Below are 15,199 nucleotides of genomic sequence, written 5' to 3' on the forward strand. Positions count from 1 at the left end.
GCCTCCCGCACAACACTCCGGGAGGCGTTCGCCGCGCTCACGTGATCGGGTGCAGGTCGATCTCCGGGTCGCGCCCGGTGATGCAGTATTCGAGGCCGCCGGGGTCGCGCATGACCTGCCACCAGTGGTGGCGCCGCACGGTCCCGGCCCCGAGCCCGACGTGCCGCTCGGTCTCGGCGTCGATGTCCGAGGAGGCCAGGTCGATGTGCGCGGTCGCGCTCTGCCCCTTCTCCGCGAGGTCCAAGCGCTGCAGGAGGAACTGGAGCGGAAGCTCCGGCGGCGGCAGGAGCCGCCGGAACTCCCGAGTATCGGTCACGGTCTGCCGCCAACCCGTGAACACCTGCCAGAACGCCAGCTCGTGGTCGAACGCCTGCGGCGGGATGTCGATGCACAGCTGGTCGGTGCGGCTCTTCTGCCCGCCGGGCCAGCCCAGCGGCGGCGGCACCGCGCCCTCCCCGTCATGTTCGACGAGGCAGAACGCGAATCCGGCGGGGGAGTGCAGCACGACCAGCCCCGGCTCCCGGTGCACCACCGTCGCACCGAGTTCGACCGCCCGCTCCGCTTCGGCGTCCACGTCGTCGACGTGCAGGTCGAGGTGGTTGCCGCCCTTGCCGTCCCGGATGCGCTGCACCCGCAGGTGCGGGTCGCCCTCGGCCGGGATGAGGGTCGCGAACTCGCCGTCAGGGCCGCGCCGCGCCGACAGGGTCGAGTCGGTCACCTTGAGCCAGAACGCGATACCGCTCTCGAAGCCCTCGGCCGGGTAGTCCCAGAACGCTGTCGTCCATCGAATCGCCATCCCCGCAGTCTAAGGACTGCGAGGCGCGCTCACGCCTGATTTCGGCGATCCGCCCGGCTTACCAACGCCACCAGAGGAAACGGCGCTCGTTGACCACCTTGATCTGCGAGTACACGTTGCGTCCGCTGATGCGGATGCGCGGCCCGTCGCCCCGCCTCCGGGTCTTGTCTCGCATCCGCCCGCCCTCGAAGTCGATGCCCTCGTCGCTCGCCGAAGCGCCCTCGGGAAGGATCACCGTGAGCCCCGAGTGCGTCAGGTTCACCTCGATCTCCACCTCACGGGTGGTGAACACGGCCTGGCGGAAGTCGAGCACGATCCGCGAGTGCTTCGGGCCGAGCGCGATCCGGGACGGGACGGTCCAGTCGCCCTCGCGCACCACCTTGCTGTGCTTCGGCGCGAGCCGCAGCTCCGGCACCTCCCGCGCTCCCGCGGTCGGGATCGCGACCGCGCCGCGCTCCTCGGGCAGGTCGGTGAGCAGCCGCTCGACCTCGGCGTACGTCTTCGCCTCGTACACGCGCCGGGAGCGCTCGGCGAACTCGTCGAGTTCGAGCCGGCCCTCCTCGGTGGCGGCGTGGAGGCGGCGGACGACGGCGTCGCGCTCGGCGTTGGAGATGCGGACGTTCGGATCGGGCGTGGTCATCGCGGATCGCCTTCGGGTCGGTCACCTGGGTGTTGCACCCGACGATACCGGCCCGGCTCGCACGAAATCCGCTTCCCTTGCGCCGCACCGGCTGCTACACATCGATGATGACCTTCACCTTCGATGACGCGATCCGCGCCGCCGAGAACGACCCCGCCGTCGTCGGCCTCTTCCTCATCGGCTCCCACTCCATGGAAGGCCTGGCGACCGAGCACTCGGACCACGACCTCTTCGTCGTCACCAGGGGCGAGACCGAGCTGGCACGCCACCACGGCCTGCGCTCGCCCGCGCTCGACCTCAACGTGATCGCCTTCGACGAGCTCGCGGCCATCCCCTCGTACGTCGACTACGCGCTGGCCCGCAGCCGCGTCCTCCTCGACCGCACCGGCGGCGAGCTCACCGCGTTCCTCGAAGCCAAGGGCCGCCTCGACCCGCAAACGGCGTTCGACCGCGCCGCCGAGATCCTCGACGGCTACGCGAACTACATGTTCCGCTCGGTGAAGAACCAGCGCGACGGCCGCGTCCTCGCCGGACGCCTCGACGCCGCCGACAGCATCGGCGCGCTCCTCGAGCTCCTCTTCACCATGGACCTGCGCCCCCGCCCCTACAACAAGGCGCTGGAGTGGGAGCTCGAACGCCGCCCGCTCCCCGGCTGGGACACCGCGGCGCTCCTCGACGACATCCAGCGCATCATCGACACCGGCGACACGGACGTGCAGCGCCGCCTCTTCGCCGAGGTCGAAGCGAAGGCCCGCAACGCGGGCCACGGCAAGGTCCTCGACGAATGGGGCGACAACCTCGCGATCATGCGCCCGGCCGGGAGCTGACGCCTCACCACTCGGCGATGCTGAAGGCGGCCAGGAATCCGATGACCGCGATGAGCCCGGTCCACAAGTGGGCGTTCTCGAACGCCTCGGGGATCATCGTGTCGGTGATCATCGCCAGGATCGCGCCCGCCGCGAGTGCGGTGATGGCGGCCAGCAGCGCGTCCGGCGCGTCGCCGAGGAACGCGTACCCGGCGGTCGCGGCCAGGCCGCTCGCGATGGCGATCGCGCTCCACAGCCCGAACACGTAGGCGCGCGAGCGCCCGGACTGCCGCATCCCGGCCGCGCTCGAGAGCCCTTCGGGCACATTGCTGATGAACACGGCGGCGACGGTCGCGGCGCTGACCGGGCCGCCGCCGAGGAGGCTGGTGCCGATGACGATCGACTCGGGGATGCCGTCGAGGAGCGCGCCGAGCGCGATCGCCGTGCCCGACCCGGGGTGGTCGGCCTCGGCGGGCTGCTGGGCGCCGGAGCGCTTGCGGTGCCGGGCGCCCCGGCGGGCGAGTGCGACGTTCGCGAGCGTGTAGGTCAGGGCCCCGGCGACCGCGCCGGTGGCCGTGGGCGCGAGCCCGCCGAGGTCGGCCGCGTCCGCGATGAGGTCGAAGGACACGGCCGACAGCAGCACGCCGCTGCCGAACGCCATGATGCTCGCGATCGCCTTCTGCGGCACCCGGACCAGGTAGCCGAACAGCGCGCCCACGACGAGCGCGGCACCGGCGACCAGGCCCCACCCGCCCGCGATCAGCCAGCCGGGCACGGTCCACTCCGGAGTCGCCGTGGTCGTGTCATGCCCGCCAGCGTAACGGGGACGAGGCCGTGTGAGCGGGTGAAACGGCGCGGCGCTACGCCATCGCCCGCTCCAGGGCGGCCGCCTGGTGGCGGTGGCCGACCGTCTCGTACCCGACGATGACGATCAGCGGCGAGCACACGGCGATCACGATCCCGACGCCGATGGTCGCCCCGGCCGCGACCGCGGCGACGGACGCGCCGAGCGCGAGGATCGCGCCGACGAACAGGACTAGGTGGAACGGGTCGAACTCGCGCAGGAGCAGCGAGTAGAGCGTGAACAGCGCGACCAGGAAGATCGCGACGGGGATGACGAGCGTCCAGATCGCGGCGGTCGCGCCGATGTGCGCGGTGTGGTCGATGACCGTCGCGGCCACGTGCAGGCCCGCGCCGGTCGCCGCGAGCGCACCGAAGACGAACAGGTGCCCGTAGCCCCAGACGAATCCGCGTTCGCGGTGGCGCGCGAGCACTTCGGCGGAGGGCATCATGAAGTACACCCACCACAGCCCGAACGCGAGCGCGGTCCCGCCGAACGCGACGAGCACGGCTTCGACGGACCAGCCCTGGACCTCGATGACGGCCGAGACGGCGAGGATCGTGCCGAGCACGACTTCGCCGAGCGTGATGATGACGAGCAGCCCGTACCGTTCGGCGATGTGGTGAGGGTGCCAGGGGCTGCGCCCGCCCCGCATCTCGGCGACGATCGGGATGAACAGTTCGAAGAGCCCGAGGACGACCACGACTCCGGCGGTCACCGCGAGCGGCGGGTCGAGGAAGATCTGGGTGATCCAGCCGACCTGCACGATCCCCATGAGGAGCGCGTACGTGAGGGCGTTGCGGCGCTGTTCGGCGTCGTGGCGCGCGATGCGCAGCCAGAGCGCGATCATCGCGACCCGCATGATCACGTACCCGGCGACGACGACGCTGTTGTCGACGTGCGCGCCTTCGTCGATGGAGTGGAACATCTGCGGGAGCCCGAGCGCGAGGATGAGCACGCCGATCATCTGGACCATCGTCGCGATCCGGAAGAACACGTCGTCGTTGTCGAACGCCGAAGCCAGCCAGGAGTAGTTGATCCAGGCCCAGCAGATCGCGAACACCGAGAACGAGAACGCCCCGATCGCGGGCCCGTAGTGCCCGAGTTCGAGCAGGTGCGCCGCCTGCGATCCGGCCTGGCTGAACGCCACGACCAGGGTCAGGTCGAAGAGCAGTTCGAGCGGCGTCGCGGTGCGGTGCGACTCTTCGGGGTCGCGGCTGACCATGCGGCGGACGCGGTGGTTTCTCGACATGGGCGGTGTCATCGACATGTGCGACATCATCCCACCAGCCCCACCGTGCCCGAACATCCCGCCGGGACGACCAGCGGCGGAGCGTGTTTTGCGCGCCGAGCTCCGCGCTCGTCTGCGGCGCAGGCAAACGGCTCCCTGCGGCCTCGACCGGCCGTGCTTGTCGTAGATTTCGAAACGTGATCCGCAATCGCACTTACCGCATGGTCGACGGCGTCCGCGTCGAAGGGACCTGGCTGCACGTCTTCGTCAAGAACTTCGACTACCACGCATCCGAGCTCTTCATCTACGCCGACGGCGTGATCCAGTGCTGGGACCGGACCGACCTCGACGGGCTCGCGGCGATGCTCGCGAGGGGCGAGGTGACGCTGCGGCCCGAGGACGGCGCTCGCGGCTCGTACCACCTCACCACCGGCTGGCGGTTCGAGGACGTCGACTCCGACATCGGTCACGAAGCCTTCCTCGCGGAGGTGGCCGACCTCATCGAGGAGCTCAACGACCGGCCGAACGCGACCGCGCGCTGCCGCACCGCGATCGACCGCTACCTCGAGGACCGGACTCCGGAGTCGCGCCGCGCACTCCGGGAGGCCTACCTGGCGATCCCCGAGCACAACCGCCTCTACGCACTCGGCGACATGGACTCCAAGGACCGGCCCCTTCGCGAACTGTGCGGGATCGCAGCGCCGGGCTCGGAGCCTTCGGAATGGACGGTCGCCTACTTCGAGGAACGACGCCCTTGGGCCGCCGAAGCACGGGAGGCTCCGCCTCGCCCGGTCGACGATCCGCCGGTCCCGACGACCGCGGTCGTCGAGATCAGGCCCGCCTGGTACGCCGACCCGACGAAGGCCCCGCCGACCCAGCGTCTCCACAACGGGTTTCCGTACCCGGTCGCCGTCGACGGCCGGGTCTACCCGACCCTCGCCCTGGCCTATTGGGCGCAGTGCGTCACCGACGAGGCCGAGCGCGAGGCGATCGCCGCCGCTCGGACCGCCACGGCCGCATCGAAGATCGTCGCGGCTTCCGCATCCCGGGTCCCCGACTGGCACCTGGTCCGCGCCGCGGCCATGCTGCGCCTGCTGCGGTTGAAGTTCGAGCAGCACCCCGACCTCGCCGGAGTCCTTGCCGCAACGGGCGACGCCAGAATTCGCTATGTCGACTTCGACTCCCCGTTCTGGTCGGACGGGCCCGAACCCGGCGGCAACTGGGTCGGCCGACTCCTCGAACTCCTGCGGTCCGAACTGGCTCTCGCCGCCCACTCGAACCCGGCCGCGAGGAACGTGGGCTGAACCGGGGAATAAAGGGGAACGTATAATTCCGTTCTGATACAGTGGGGACATCCGCACCTACCAGCACGGGAGTCGACATGACCAACGTGAACTTTCAGCCCGAGGGCTACACGACCGTCACCGCCTGGGTGGTCACCGAAGACACCGCGAAGCTTCTCGACTTCATCACCGAGGTCTTCGACGGCGTCGAGACCGGCCGTGTCGCAACTGAAGACGGCAGCATCGGCCACGCGGAGATCAGGGTCGGGGACACCATGCTCCTGGCCTTCGACCGCCGTCCCGACTGGCCCGAAATGCCTTCGCTGCTTCGCATCTGGGTCGCCGACTCGGACGCGACGGTCGAGAAGGCCGTCAAGGCCGGTGCCCGCGTCGTGACCGAGCTGTCCGACGCCGCCTGGGGCGATCGCGGCGCCCGCATCCGCGACCCCTTCGGCAACATCTGGTGGATCATGTCGCACGTCGAGGACGTGTCCGAAGAGGAAGTCTGGACCCGTATGAGCGCCCCCGGCTACGCGGAGCAGATGGAGACCGCCCAGGCGACCCTCGACGCCGAACTCACCGGCCGCGCCGGACGATCGAGCCGACCGATCAACCCGGCTTGAGACGAAGCCTGACGGCGGACCTGGCACGCACTCGAAGAGGCCGTCATCGCGACGTTCGTGATGACGGCCCCTTCGGCTTGCGCTCTAGTCGGTGGTGACTCGCTCGTAGACGAAGAAGTCGGAGATCGAGCCATCGGTGTCCTCAAGGGACCACGGGCGAGGGTTCTCGATGCGGGAGGCGAGACGCCACTCCGGGAAGCGCTTCGCGACATCGCGAACCACCGGGTGATGCCGCATGTGAGCCGCGAACTCGCCGTCCATCCCGGGGTCGTCCAGGTCGCTCGTGTACAGGACCACGTAGCGGCGAGCGGCCCCGAAGACATGGTCAAGGTGCAGCTCGTAGACGTCGTCCTCTGTGAGATGGAAGATCACGTCGAGAGAAATGGCCAGATCGGCGGTGATGAGCCCCGCCGGATCGGTGTACAGCTCCGAGTCGTAGAGCGCGAAGCTCTTCGACGGGTCGCCCGCGAACTTGGACTTCGTCTGACGCAGCGTCGTGGGGGACACGTCGAACCCGAGGTAGCGCGGGTAGTCGGCGAGCGCGAGCTGTTCCCCGTCTCCGCAGCCGAACTCGATCACCGAGTCGATGCCGTGTTCGGCGACGAACTCGTTCAGCACGCTCGCCTTGAATTCTGCGTGAATACCGCGTGAACCCGCGCCGGAGTTCCCACCGCGCGAGTATCGCAGCTCCCAGTAATCGGCCGATTTCACGACTTACTCGGCAGCCGCGAGGAGTGCTTTGAAGTCGATCACGGTGAGATCGAAGACCGGAGAGCCATGTCCCAGCTTCGAGTCCCGGACCTGGAACGCTCCAGATTGCGAGCGGGCTTCGAGACAGTTGCTGTCGTCGCCGCTGTTGCTTCTGCTGCTCTTTCGCCAGGTCACGCGGCACTCGACACACTGGCTGTCATCCGCACCGGAGCTGCGGCTGCTCTTACGCCAGCTAGTGAACCCAGTCATCCAGGGTCCCTCCTATACCGTCTCCTCGGAACCACAAGTCCTTGATCTGGACATCGTACAAGCCGATTTTTACAGGCTCTTCGATGTGCCGACTCTGATCAAGAGCCTCGACATAGACGAACGATGGTCCCGCCTTTGGATGTACCGAAGGGTGGAAGGTGGTGAACGCGTGTTCAACGCCTCGATGTAGACCGTCGAGGATTCGGACCTCGCAGTTTGGTGTCTGGTCGGCCTCGACTAGCCGCTGAAATTGAGCCTCTCCCCACTCCTTGCCAAGGAGCGGTTTCAGTGCAGTGGAGCCGACGAGAAACCGCATAGTGGGCTGGGGTGCTCGGCGATTTACCGTGATTTGCCTCCGAAGTTTGCGTTGCCAGTTCTGCATCGGGTGGTCGGTTTGACCGCTGAGCAGGTCCATGTGATACCGGGGATCCTGGAGCAGGCCAGGGATGTACCAGGGCTCCCACTCCCACATTTCACCGTAGGTGGCCTCGGCGCGCTCGATGATGAAGATGTTCCGCTGGTCGAGGTCGGAGACGATCTTGCCGCTGTCGAGCTGCTTGATGACATGAGACAAGAAGTTGGCTCGTTTGTCGTTGCCGCCGCAGGCCTTGGCGAAGGAGGCTGCCATGCCGGCCTTGGGGCGCGTCTCGCCGGTGAGGTAGTTGGTGATGGTCCTTGAACTCACCCCGATCTCATCGGCGATCTGCTGCTGTGTGAGGTCGGTTTCTTCGCTGAGCGCATTGAGTTCGGCAAGGACGTACCAGTTGGCGAGTCTTGAGAGCGGCATCGGACTCCCCCTGAGTTCGTTTGGTGGGAACGCACTGTAGTGGAAAAGGTACACTCGGCCGCTTGTGCGAATCAATAGGGAGTGAGCTTCAGAAAGTTTGGGGCGCAAAACTTTCCGGTTGTTCTTGCAGGCGCTTCTTTCGGCAGGAAGTGCTGCTTCGTCGGTCCTTTTGCGGTGCCTGGGCTTTGCCTACATTCGTTTCATAGGAGGATCCGCGGCTGGTGGAAGAACTGTCGTGGATCCGACAGGCTGAAATGGAGGTAGGGCAATGGTCGCGAAGCAGCAGTGCGGGCGTCGTTCGGACGGCGGCCTTGCGACGATCGGCTTCCTCGGCGACTTCGCAAGGGGCCATGTGCTGTTCTCGCTCTACCGGCTCGGCCCGGACCAGACTCAGTACCCGAACGGTCCTTGCGAATACCTGCTCGACTGCGATGACGGGGTCGGCCCTCACGAAGTCTGCCGGTTCGATGACGAGAACTTCGCGCCCGTCTGGCGCGGGGCGTGGAACGGTGACGCATGGTGCGCGGGACTTATGAAGCAGGCAAAAGCTTTCATCGCCGGGGCTGCGCCAAATTAGCCCCGGGGGACCGGCCGATCTGGTGGGGGTCGGCCGGTCCGTTCCTTCCCAAGTGCGGCAACACGCCGCGGAGTTCGACAATCGGGGCCGGAAAAACTCGTAAAGTCCGGCTCATGACAGGTTCTACTGGTACAAGAACCCTCTCGCCCACGCCCGAATCCCGGCCGAATCAGCGTGCCGCCGAAGGCGATTCCGTGCGAGTGGACAGGCCGCCGAATGTCGCGGAATTGGTCGATCAGGCGCTCGACTCGGTGGCGTCGACGCGCATCAAGGACATCCACGAGTGGGGGCAGTTCCACAACTCCCGCCTCGTACTCCATGTCCTCGCGCACCTCGCTTACCCAGCCGACCCCGGGCTGCTCCTCGATCTCCGCGGTCGTGAACCGCGCCTTGGGAAGGCAGCGCTCAACCTCGAAGCGCTCTGCGCGCTGGCGGCCTCCATCGGGTTGAAGGCCCGGACCCCCGAGGAACGCGAGAAGGCCCTTGCCCTGTACGACCTGGCCTATCGCCGGCTCGGTGGACGCCTGCCCGGCGAACACCAAGAGCTGCATGTGACCACGGCGCATCTGCACGGCCGAACCAGGCAGGTGAAGCGTCTCATCAAGGCCTATGACAGCCTGCCGGACCTCTTGCTCCGCTCGCTCCGCTGCCAGGAGGCTCACCCGAACCACGGCGGCAGCCCGGCCGCGTACATGCGGCGGTTCAGGCAGTTCACCGAATGGCCCGAGCTGGTGGGGCCCGAACCCGGTGCGGCGCTGCACTTCGACGGGTTGCGGACCGGCCCGCTGGAGCCGGTCGACCGGGGGCCGATGATCTCGGTCGTCATGACCTGCTTCAAGCCCGGTGGGGCACTGCTGACCGCGGTGCGGTCGATCGTGGCGCAGACGTGGCAGAACTGGGAGCTGCTGCTCGTCGACGACGCCTCCGGGCCCGAGTACGAGTCGGTGCTGCTGGAGGCCGCGTCGCTCGACCCGCGCGTGAAGCTCCTCATCCAGCCCGAGAACGCCGGGACCTACCAGGCGCGCAACCGGGCGATGGCGGTCGCCGCAGGCAAGTTCATCACCGGACTGGACTCCGACGACTGGGCGCACCCGCGCCGTCTGGAGCTGCAGGTGCGGCCGATGGTCGTCAATCCGGACCTGGTGATGGTCGAGTCGAGGTGCGTCGCGGTCGCCGAGGACCTGTCGCTGATGATCGATCCGCAGATCGCGATCATCGCCGCACGGTCGACGCCGATCATGATCCGGTCCGAGGCCGTCCTGAAGAAGGTCGGCTTCTACGACGAGGTCAGGAAGACTGCGGACTCCGAATACCGGTTCCGGATCCAGAACGCGTTCGGTAAGGGGAGCTTCCTGCGCATGGGGAACGGTCCGCTGACCGCCGTGCGGTACAACGGGAACACGCTGTCGGCCGGGGAGGTGTCGCGGCACTGGATGTCGGCGAGCCGCTTCGGGTACTACTCGGGGTTCGCGCGCTGGCACCGGGCGATCGGGCGCGACCAGGCGTCGCCGTTCATGGCTTCGCTCGCGCGCCCTAGGCCGTTCCCGATCACGCGGTGCATCACGAGGTCCAATGCGGACAATCAGGCGATCGAGTACGGCCGCGTCTACGCCGCCGACTGGAGCGCCTTGGACGCGACGCGGTGCGCGATGCTCGCCGAGGCGGGCGACACGGCGCGCGGGGGCGTCGCGGTCGCACTGCTGCACTGTCCTGACCTGAAGGGCATCAAGGGGGATCAGGCCCTCGTCGATCGGGCGGTGCTGACCGCCGCTTCCGAGGACGGGCTCGATTTCGTCGAGCCTGAGGGAGGGCACACTGCGCCGGTCATCACGCCCAGCGCGGCCTACGCGGAGCTGCTCCGATTCGAGCACCCGGGGATCGATGCCGCCCGGATTCGGGTGCACTGCTCGGATCGTGTTGCCGGTGCGCCGCATGCGAACGTGAGCGTGGGTGCGGGTGCGGAGGCCGCCGCTGGTGCGGCCGGAGTCGCCGGGGTCGTCTCTGCCGACTCGGAGCGGCAGTCTGGCGCGGCCGGTGCCGCGTCTTCGCCGGGCTGTCGCGAGTCAGCCGCGGTGGCCGCGCCTGCGGCGCAGTCTGATGCAGCTGGAGCGCTGGACGCCGTCGGCGATGTGCCCGCCCGCGAGGCCGCCGGTCTCGCCGTGCCTGCTGCGCGGGCTGCCGAGACCGGTACGGCCGCTTCGGCTTCGGCGACCGACGCCGCGTCGAGTGAGGCAAGCGATCGTCGACCGGAGGCGGCGTCGGTCGCGATGGCTTCAGTGACGCAGCGGGATGCGGCGGGCCAGGCCGATGTCGCGAGCGCGCCCGAGACCGTCGGCGATGCGTCCGCGCGCGAACCCGCCGTGCCCGCTGCGCGGGTCGCCGAAGCCGACGCGGCCGGTTCAGTGCGCGTTGCCGGGCCTGTCGGATCCGCCGATGGGTCGCCGTCCTCGCCTGCCGAGGCCGTCAGCCTGACTGGCGTCGCACATTCGGACTCGCAGTCCGAGTCCCGTGGGCTGCGGGGGATGTTCGGCCGCGCCGACGTGCTCCTGGCGGCGTGCGGGCTCGGGTCCGTCGCGGCCTCCGTCGCCGTCGCGGCGGCGGTCGAACCTGCCTCCCTGCCTTGGGTCGCCGGCGCGAGCGCGGTGGTCTGGACCGGCTCGGTGCTCGCGCTGGCCGCGTGGCGGGCGTTCGACCGGCAGGTGCCCGCGCGGCTGCCAAGCGCGCAGCCCGAGAACGCCCCGGCCGTGCGGCCCGTGCTGCCCGCCAAGGACCCGGGCAGACTGCCGACGCCGATCGTCCACCTCGTGCGGGCCGCCGGTCGGCGTCCCGTGTGGTCGGCGGCCGGGGCGGCGCCGCTCGTTCCCGCGCTGGCGGTGTTCGCGCCGGAGCCGTGGTTCGCCGCAGGCATCGCGCTGACGGTGCTGTGCCTCCTGGCGGCCGTGACGCAGCTGCGGCTGCTGCGCGCGCTCGACCGCGCCCGAGTGAGCGCCACCGAGGAATGCCGGGCGGCCGCTTCCGGCGGGATCACCGAGAAGAAGCGCCGCATGATCGAGCGGTGGGAGCTGCGCCTGAACCACGGCTGGTCGGCGACGGCGACAACCGCATTGGCGGGGATCGCCGCCGATTCGGGGAAGGGTCCCCGCGAGACGCAGGTGCACGCCCTCGGCGTCCTGTGCGCCCGGCGGGCCGCGCTCGACCCCAGGCCGGGGCGCACCCACACCGTCGACATCGCCATCGTGTCGACCTTCAACCTCAGGGGCGGCACGACCTCCGCCAACCAGGCGGAGATCCTGGCATACGTCTCGGCCGGGCTGCGGGTGGCGCTGGTGAACCACCCGGTGAAGGAACGGGCGATGGGCAGGCCGATCGACCCGAAGATCACGGCGCTCGTCGACGGCGAGCAGGTGGTGCTCGTCGACCCGCGAGACACCGTCCACTGTGATCTGACGATCGTGCGTTTCCCGGTGGCCCTTGCGGAGATGATGGAGGACCGGCCGCAGATCGTGGCCGGGCGGACGGTGCTGCTGGTGAACCAGGCGCCGTTCGAGGAGTACGGGCCGACCGGCGGGTACGGGACCGCGTGGAGCATCCCTGACGTGCACCGCAACGTCACCGAGTGGCTCGGGGAGCACACCTGGTACGCGATCGGCCCGGCCATCCGCGATGTCCTGCACGCCCACCACGCCGAGGAGATGGCGGGCATCGCGCTCGCCGAGGACTTCTGGTACGAGACGATCGACATCGCCGAGTGGACGCCGCAGGAGCGGCGGGTCCGCGCCGAGGGGGAGCCGATCCGGCTCGGGCGGCACAGCCGCGACCACGTGACGAAGTTCCCGAACATGGCCAAGCAGCTGCTCGCCGCCTACCCGGACACGGACGGCATCGAGGTGCACATGCTCGGCGGTCACGATGCGCTGCAACGGATCCTGGGAACGATTCCGCGCCGGTGGGTGTCGCATCCGTTCGGGACGATGTCGGCCGTGGACTTCCTAGGGCAGGTCGACGTGTACGCGTACTTCGTCGACGAGAACCTGGTGGAGGCGTTCGGGCGGGCCCCGATGGAGGCGATGGCCGCCGGGGTGCCGACGATCCTGTCGCCGGACTTCGAAGAGCTGTTCGGCGACGGCGCGGTCTACCGGGAACCGGAGGACGTGGAGGCCGAAGTGCGCCGCCTCGCCGCCGACGCCGCCTACCGCACCGAGCGCGCCGAGGCCGGGCTGCGGACCGTGCGCGAGCGGTTCTCCCCGGAAGCCCTGCTGCGCAGGGTGAACGGGCTCGGCGTGACCGTGCCGAGCCGATCCGATGCACCTGCGACGAGGGAAGACGCCCGATGAACAAGCACACCCGGCTGCGAGCCGTGCTCACCTGTGGGGCGGCGGCCGCGACCATCGCGCTGCCGTTCGTGCTCGACGCGCCCTACGCCCTGGCGGCCGGGGGCCTCGTCCTCGCCGTCCTCATCGGACTCACATGGCGTGCGTCCGTGCGGCTGCGCCGTCTGGGCCGCGACATCGCGGCCGGGCGGCAGGCCGCGGCGCTGCTGCGCGCCCACCGGGCCCCGGATGCCGGGAACCGGAGGAAGCGGCGCGTGTTCGAGGCGCTGGAGGGCGGGTTCCCCGTCTCGGCGGTGCGGGAGGCACGGGAGTTCGCCGCGGACACGAGAGTGCCGCTGGCCGAACGGATCGCGCTGCTGCGGGAGGTCGAGGCGCGGCAGCTCGAGGAGGAGCGGTCGCGGGTCGCGCCGGAGCGGTTCGCAGTCGACGTCGTCTATGTCGCGGACTGCGGCGGCGACGTCGCGTCGGTGGTCGCCGAGGTCGAGATCTGCCGGGACCTCGGCCTCACCGTGGGCCTGCTGCACCATCCGGTCTACCGGCGGCAGGCGAACGCGCCGCTGGACCCGCGCGTCGAGGCGCTCCTCGGCGGGCCGGTGCGCCTGATCGGCCGCGACGACGAGGTCGCGTGCGCGCTCGCGGTCGTGCGGAACCCCGTGCCGCTCATGCACCCGCTCGAGCGGCGGCCGCTGGTCGCCGCCGCGCGGACCGCCGTCGTCGCCGCCGAGCCGCCTTCGGGGGCGTACGGCGCGGGCGGGGAGGCCTGGGAGGTCGCGATCGTCGCACGCAACGTCACGGGCTGGCTGGGCGCGCACACCTGGTACGCGGGCGGGCCGCTCGTGCAGGCCGCGCTCGAACGCCACCCGGACGTCGACCTCGCCCCCGAGCCGTGGCACGAGGTCGTCGACCTCGGGCACTGGCGGCGCGAGGGCCGCCGCGTCCCGGACGGGCGCATCCGCATCGGCAGGCACTCGCGGGACGAGCGGTCGCACTGGCCGGAGCGGCGCGAGACGCTGCTGGAGTGCTACCCGGAGCGGGAGCCGTTCGAGGTCCACGTGCTCGGCGGGGTCGAGACGCCCGCGCGGGTGCTCGGCGGGCTGCCCCGGAACTGGACCGTGCATCCGTTCGACGCCATGCCCACAGTGGAGTTCCTGGCCGAGATCGACGTCATGGTCTGCTTCGCCGGGGAAGGCATGGGCGCGTTCGGAAGGGCGCCGCTCGAGGCGATGGCCGCCGGGGTGCCGGTCGTGATGGACCGCAGGTTCGCGCCGGTGTACGGCCCGGCCGCCCTCTACTGCGAGCCGGGCGAAGTCGCCCTGCTCGTCGAGCGGCTGGCGACCGAGCCGGGCGCGTACGCGGCGCAGCAGGAGGCGGCCTGGGCCCACCTGGCCGACCACTGCTCGGCGAAGTCCCTGATGGACCGGCTGCCAGTGGTCGCCGCGGCCTAGGCGATCGTCATCTTTCCCCAGCCGACGTCGATCACGGGCGACGAGCTGTGCCCGCCCTCGCCGTCGCCGGTGAACAGGTAGAGGAGGCCGTTGGCGGTCTCGCGCCCGACCCAGTCCGCGTGCCCGTCGCCGTTGAAGTCGCCGGCGGCGGCCGCGGACGCCATGACGTCCCAGCCGCAGTCGAACATGACCGGGCGGCGGAAGCCCTGGCTGCCGGGGCCGCCGTAGAAGTACATGCACTCGTCGGCGCCGCGGACCGCGACGATGTCGGGGTGGCCGTCCTCGTCCATGTCGCCGATCGCGGTCAGCTCCTTCTGCGCGTTCCAGCTCGACCCGATCCTGACGCGCACGCCGTGGCCGCCGGTCCCGTCGCCCGGGTAGAGCCACAGGTAGCCGGTGGCGGACTCGACGGCGAGGTAGTCGGCGCGGCCGTCGCCGTCGTAGTCGTGCCCGGCGACGACGGCGCTCATCGCGTCCCAGCCGAAGCCGATGCGCACGGGCGGACGGAAACCGGTGCCGTCGCCGCCGTAGAACAGCAGCGCGCCGTCGCTCGCGCGGCGCGCGAGGAGGTCGGCCCGGCCGTCCTCGTCGAGGTCCCCGGCGGTCGCGAGGAGGTCCATCCCGTTCCAGCCGGGGCCGACGTCGTAGCGCTGGCCGAAGCCGCCGGAGCCGCTGCCGGGCCACACCTCGAGGATGCCGGTCTCGTCGCGGCGGGCGACGAGGTCGGCGCGGCCGTCGCCGTTGTAGTCGTAGTTCCCGGCGAACCCCTGCTCGACCGGAGCGGCCGGCTCCTGCGCGGCGGCCGGGCCCGGTGCGATGAGCCCGGCGATGACCGCGGCCGTCAGGGCCGACGCGAGCCGTGCACTGTGTGCCATTTCG

14 protein-coding genes are annotated in these 15,199 nt (G+C 69.9%); 6 read left to right on the top strand and 8 right to left on the bottom strand.

Going from position 1 to position 15,199, the window contains the following annotated elements; all coding sequences use genetic code 11:
- Positions 1 to 37: 37 nt before the first annotated feature.
- On the bottom strand, positions 38 to 796 hold the full coding sequence (locus ACGGCP_RS07040) for a VOC family protein (RefSeq protein WP_392962273.1): 759 nt from the start codon (positions 794 to 796) through the stop codon (positions 38 to 40).
- 58 nt (positions 797 to 854) lie between these two features.
- Positions 855 to 1,436 (bottom strand): DUF1707 domain-containing protein, encoded by a 582-nt coding sequence (locus ACGGCP_RS07045; protein WP_392962275.1) that lies wholly within the window; start codon positions 1,434 to 1,436, stop codon positions 855 to 857.
- 107 nt (positions 1,437 to 1,543) lie between these two features.
- Here ACGGCP_RS07045 and ACGGCP_RS07050 point away from each other — a divergent pair, with 107 nt between their 5' ends.
- A complete protein-coding gene (locus ACGGCP_RS07050) occupies positions 1,544 to 2,263 on the top strand; it encodes a hypothetical protein (RefSeq protein WP_392962278.1) in 720 nt (239 codons plus the stop codon).
- A gap of 4 nt (positions 2,264 to 2,267) precedes the next feature.
- Here the strand turns inward: ACGGCP_RS07050 and ACGGCP_RS07055 are convergent, their stop codons facing one another.
- Complete coding sequence (locus tag ACGGCP_RS07055) at positions 2,268 to 3,017, bottom strand: ZIP family metal transporter (RefSeq protein WP_392962281.1); 750 nt, start codon at positions 3,015 to 3,017, stop codon at positions 2,268 to 2,270.
- Between the two features lie 85 nt (positions 3,018 to 3,102).
- Positions 3,103 to 4,353 (bottom strand): low temperature requirement protein A, encoded by a 1,251-nt coding sequence (locus ACGGCP_RS07060; protein WP_392962284.1) that lies wholly within the window; start codon positions 4,351 to 4,353, stop codon positions 3,103 to 3,105.
- Positions 4,354 to 4,511: 158 nt separating this feature from the next.
- On the opposite strand from ACGGCP_RS07060, the gene ACGGCP_RS07065 reads away from it, so the two are divergent.
- Together ACGGCP_RS07065 and ACGGCP_RS07070 are read left to right on the top strand one after the other, a co-directional pair.
- The gene (locus ACGGCP_RS07065; protein WP_392962287.1) at positions 4,512 to 5,618 is read left to right on the top strand and encodes an NADAR domain-containing protein; all 1,107 of its coding nucleotides are present in this window, start codon (positions 4,512 to 4,514) and stop codon (positions 5,616 to 5,618) included.
- 77 nt (positions 5,619 to 5,695) lie between these two features.
- Positions 5,696 to 6,220 carry a VOC family protein gene (locus tag ACGGCP_RS07070; protein ID WP_392962290.1) on the top strand — a complete coding sequence of 175 codons (525 nt, stop codon included), beginning with the start codon at positions 5,696 to 5,698 and terminating at the stop codon, positions 6,218 to 6,220.
- Positions 6,221 to 6,304: 84 nt separating this feature from the next.
- On the opposite strand, the gene ACGGCP_RS07075 is transcribed toward ACGGCP_RS07070, so the two are convergent.
- From ACGGCP_RS07075 to ACGGCP_RS07085, 3 genes are all read right to left on the bottom strand, one after another.
- Complete coding sequence (locus tag ACGGCP_RS07075) at positions 6,305 to 6,838, bottom strand: class I SAM-dependent methyltransferase (protein ID WP_392962292.1); 534 nt, start codon at positions 6,836 to 6,838, stop codon at positions 6,305 to 6,307.
- Between the two features lie 96 nt (positions 6,839 to 6,934).
- The gene (locus ACGGCP_RS07080; RefSeq protein WP_392962295.1) at positions 6,935 to 7,180 is read right to left on the bottom strand and encodes a DUF397 domain-containing protein; all 246 of its coding nucleotides are present in this window, start codon (positions 7,178 to 7,180) and stop codon (positions 6,935 to 6,937) included.
- Complete coding sequence (locus ACGGCP_RS07085) at positions 7,164 to 7,967, bottom strand: Scr1 family TA system antitoxin-like transcriptional regulator (protein WP_392962298.1); 804 nt, start codon at positions 7,965 to 7,967, stop codon at positions 7,164 to 7,166. The genes ACGGCP_RS07080 and ACGGCP_RS07085 overlap by 17 nt, the downstream gene beginning before the upstream one ends.
- A 268-nt stretch (positions 7,968 to 8,235) precedes the next feature.
- Between ACGGCP_RS07085 and ACGGCP_RS07090 the strand changes: the two genes are divergently transcribed.
- The 3 genes from ACGGCP_RS07090 to ACGGCP_RS07100 all read left to right on the top strand — a co-directional run bounded on the left by ACGGCP_RS07090 (position 8,236) and on the right by ACGGCP_RS07100 (position 14,320).
- The gene (locus ACGGCP_RS07090) at positions 8,236 to 8,544 is read left to right on the top strand and encodes a hypothetical protein (protein WP_392962301.1); all 309 of its coding nucleotides are present in this window, start codon (positions 8,236 to 8,238) and stop codon (positions 8,542 to 8,544) included.
- Between the two features lie 227 nt (positions 8,545 to 8,771).
- Complete coding sequence (locus tag ACGGCP_RS07095) at positions 8,772 to 12,878, top strand: glycosyltransferase (protein ID WP_392962304.1); 4,107 nt, start codon at positions 8,772 to 8,774, stop codon at positions 12,876 to 12,878.
- Complete coding sequence (locus tag ACGGCP_RS07100; RefSeq protein ID WP_392962307.1) at positions 12,875 to 14,320, top strand: glycosyltransferase; 1,446 nt, start codon at positions 12,875 to 12,877, stop codon at positions 14,318 to 14,320. Before ACGGCP_RS07095 ends, ACGGCP_RS07100 begins: the two co-directional genes overlap by 4 nt.
- Here ACGGCP_RS07100 and ACGGCP_RS07105 read toward each other — a convergent pair.
- Positions 14,317 to 15,195: an FG-GAP repeat domain-containing protein gene (locus ACGGCP_RS07105; RefSeq protein WP_392962309.1), complete on the bottom strand. Its 879-nt coding sequence runs from the start codon at positions 15,193 to 15,195 to the stop codon at positions 14,317 to 14,319. The two genes, ACGGCP_RS07100 and ACGGCP_RS07105, sit on opposite strands and share 4 nt — an antisense overlap.
- Between the last annotated feature and the right edge of the window lie 4 nt (positions 15,196 to 15,199).

Origin of the sequence: Glycomyces sp. NPDC048151, from assembly GCF_043202775.1 — a bacterium.
Taxonomy (GTDB): domain Bacteria; phylum Actinomycetota; class Actinomycetes; order Mycobacteriales; family Micromonosporaceae; genus Glycomyces.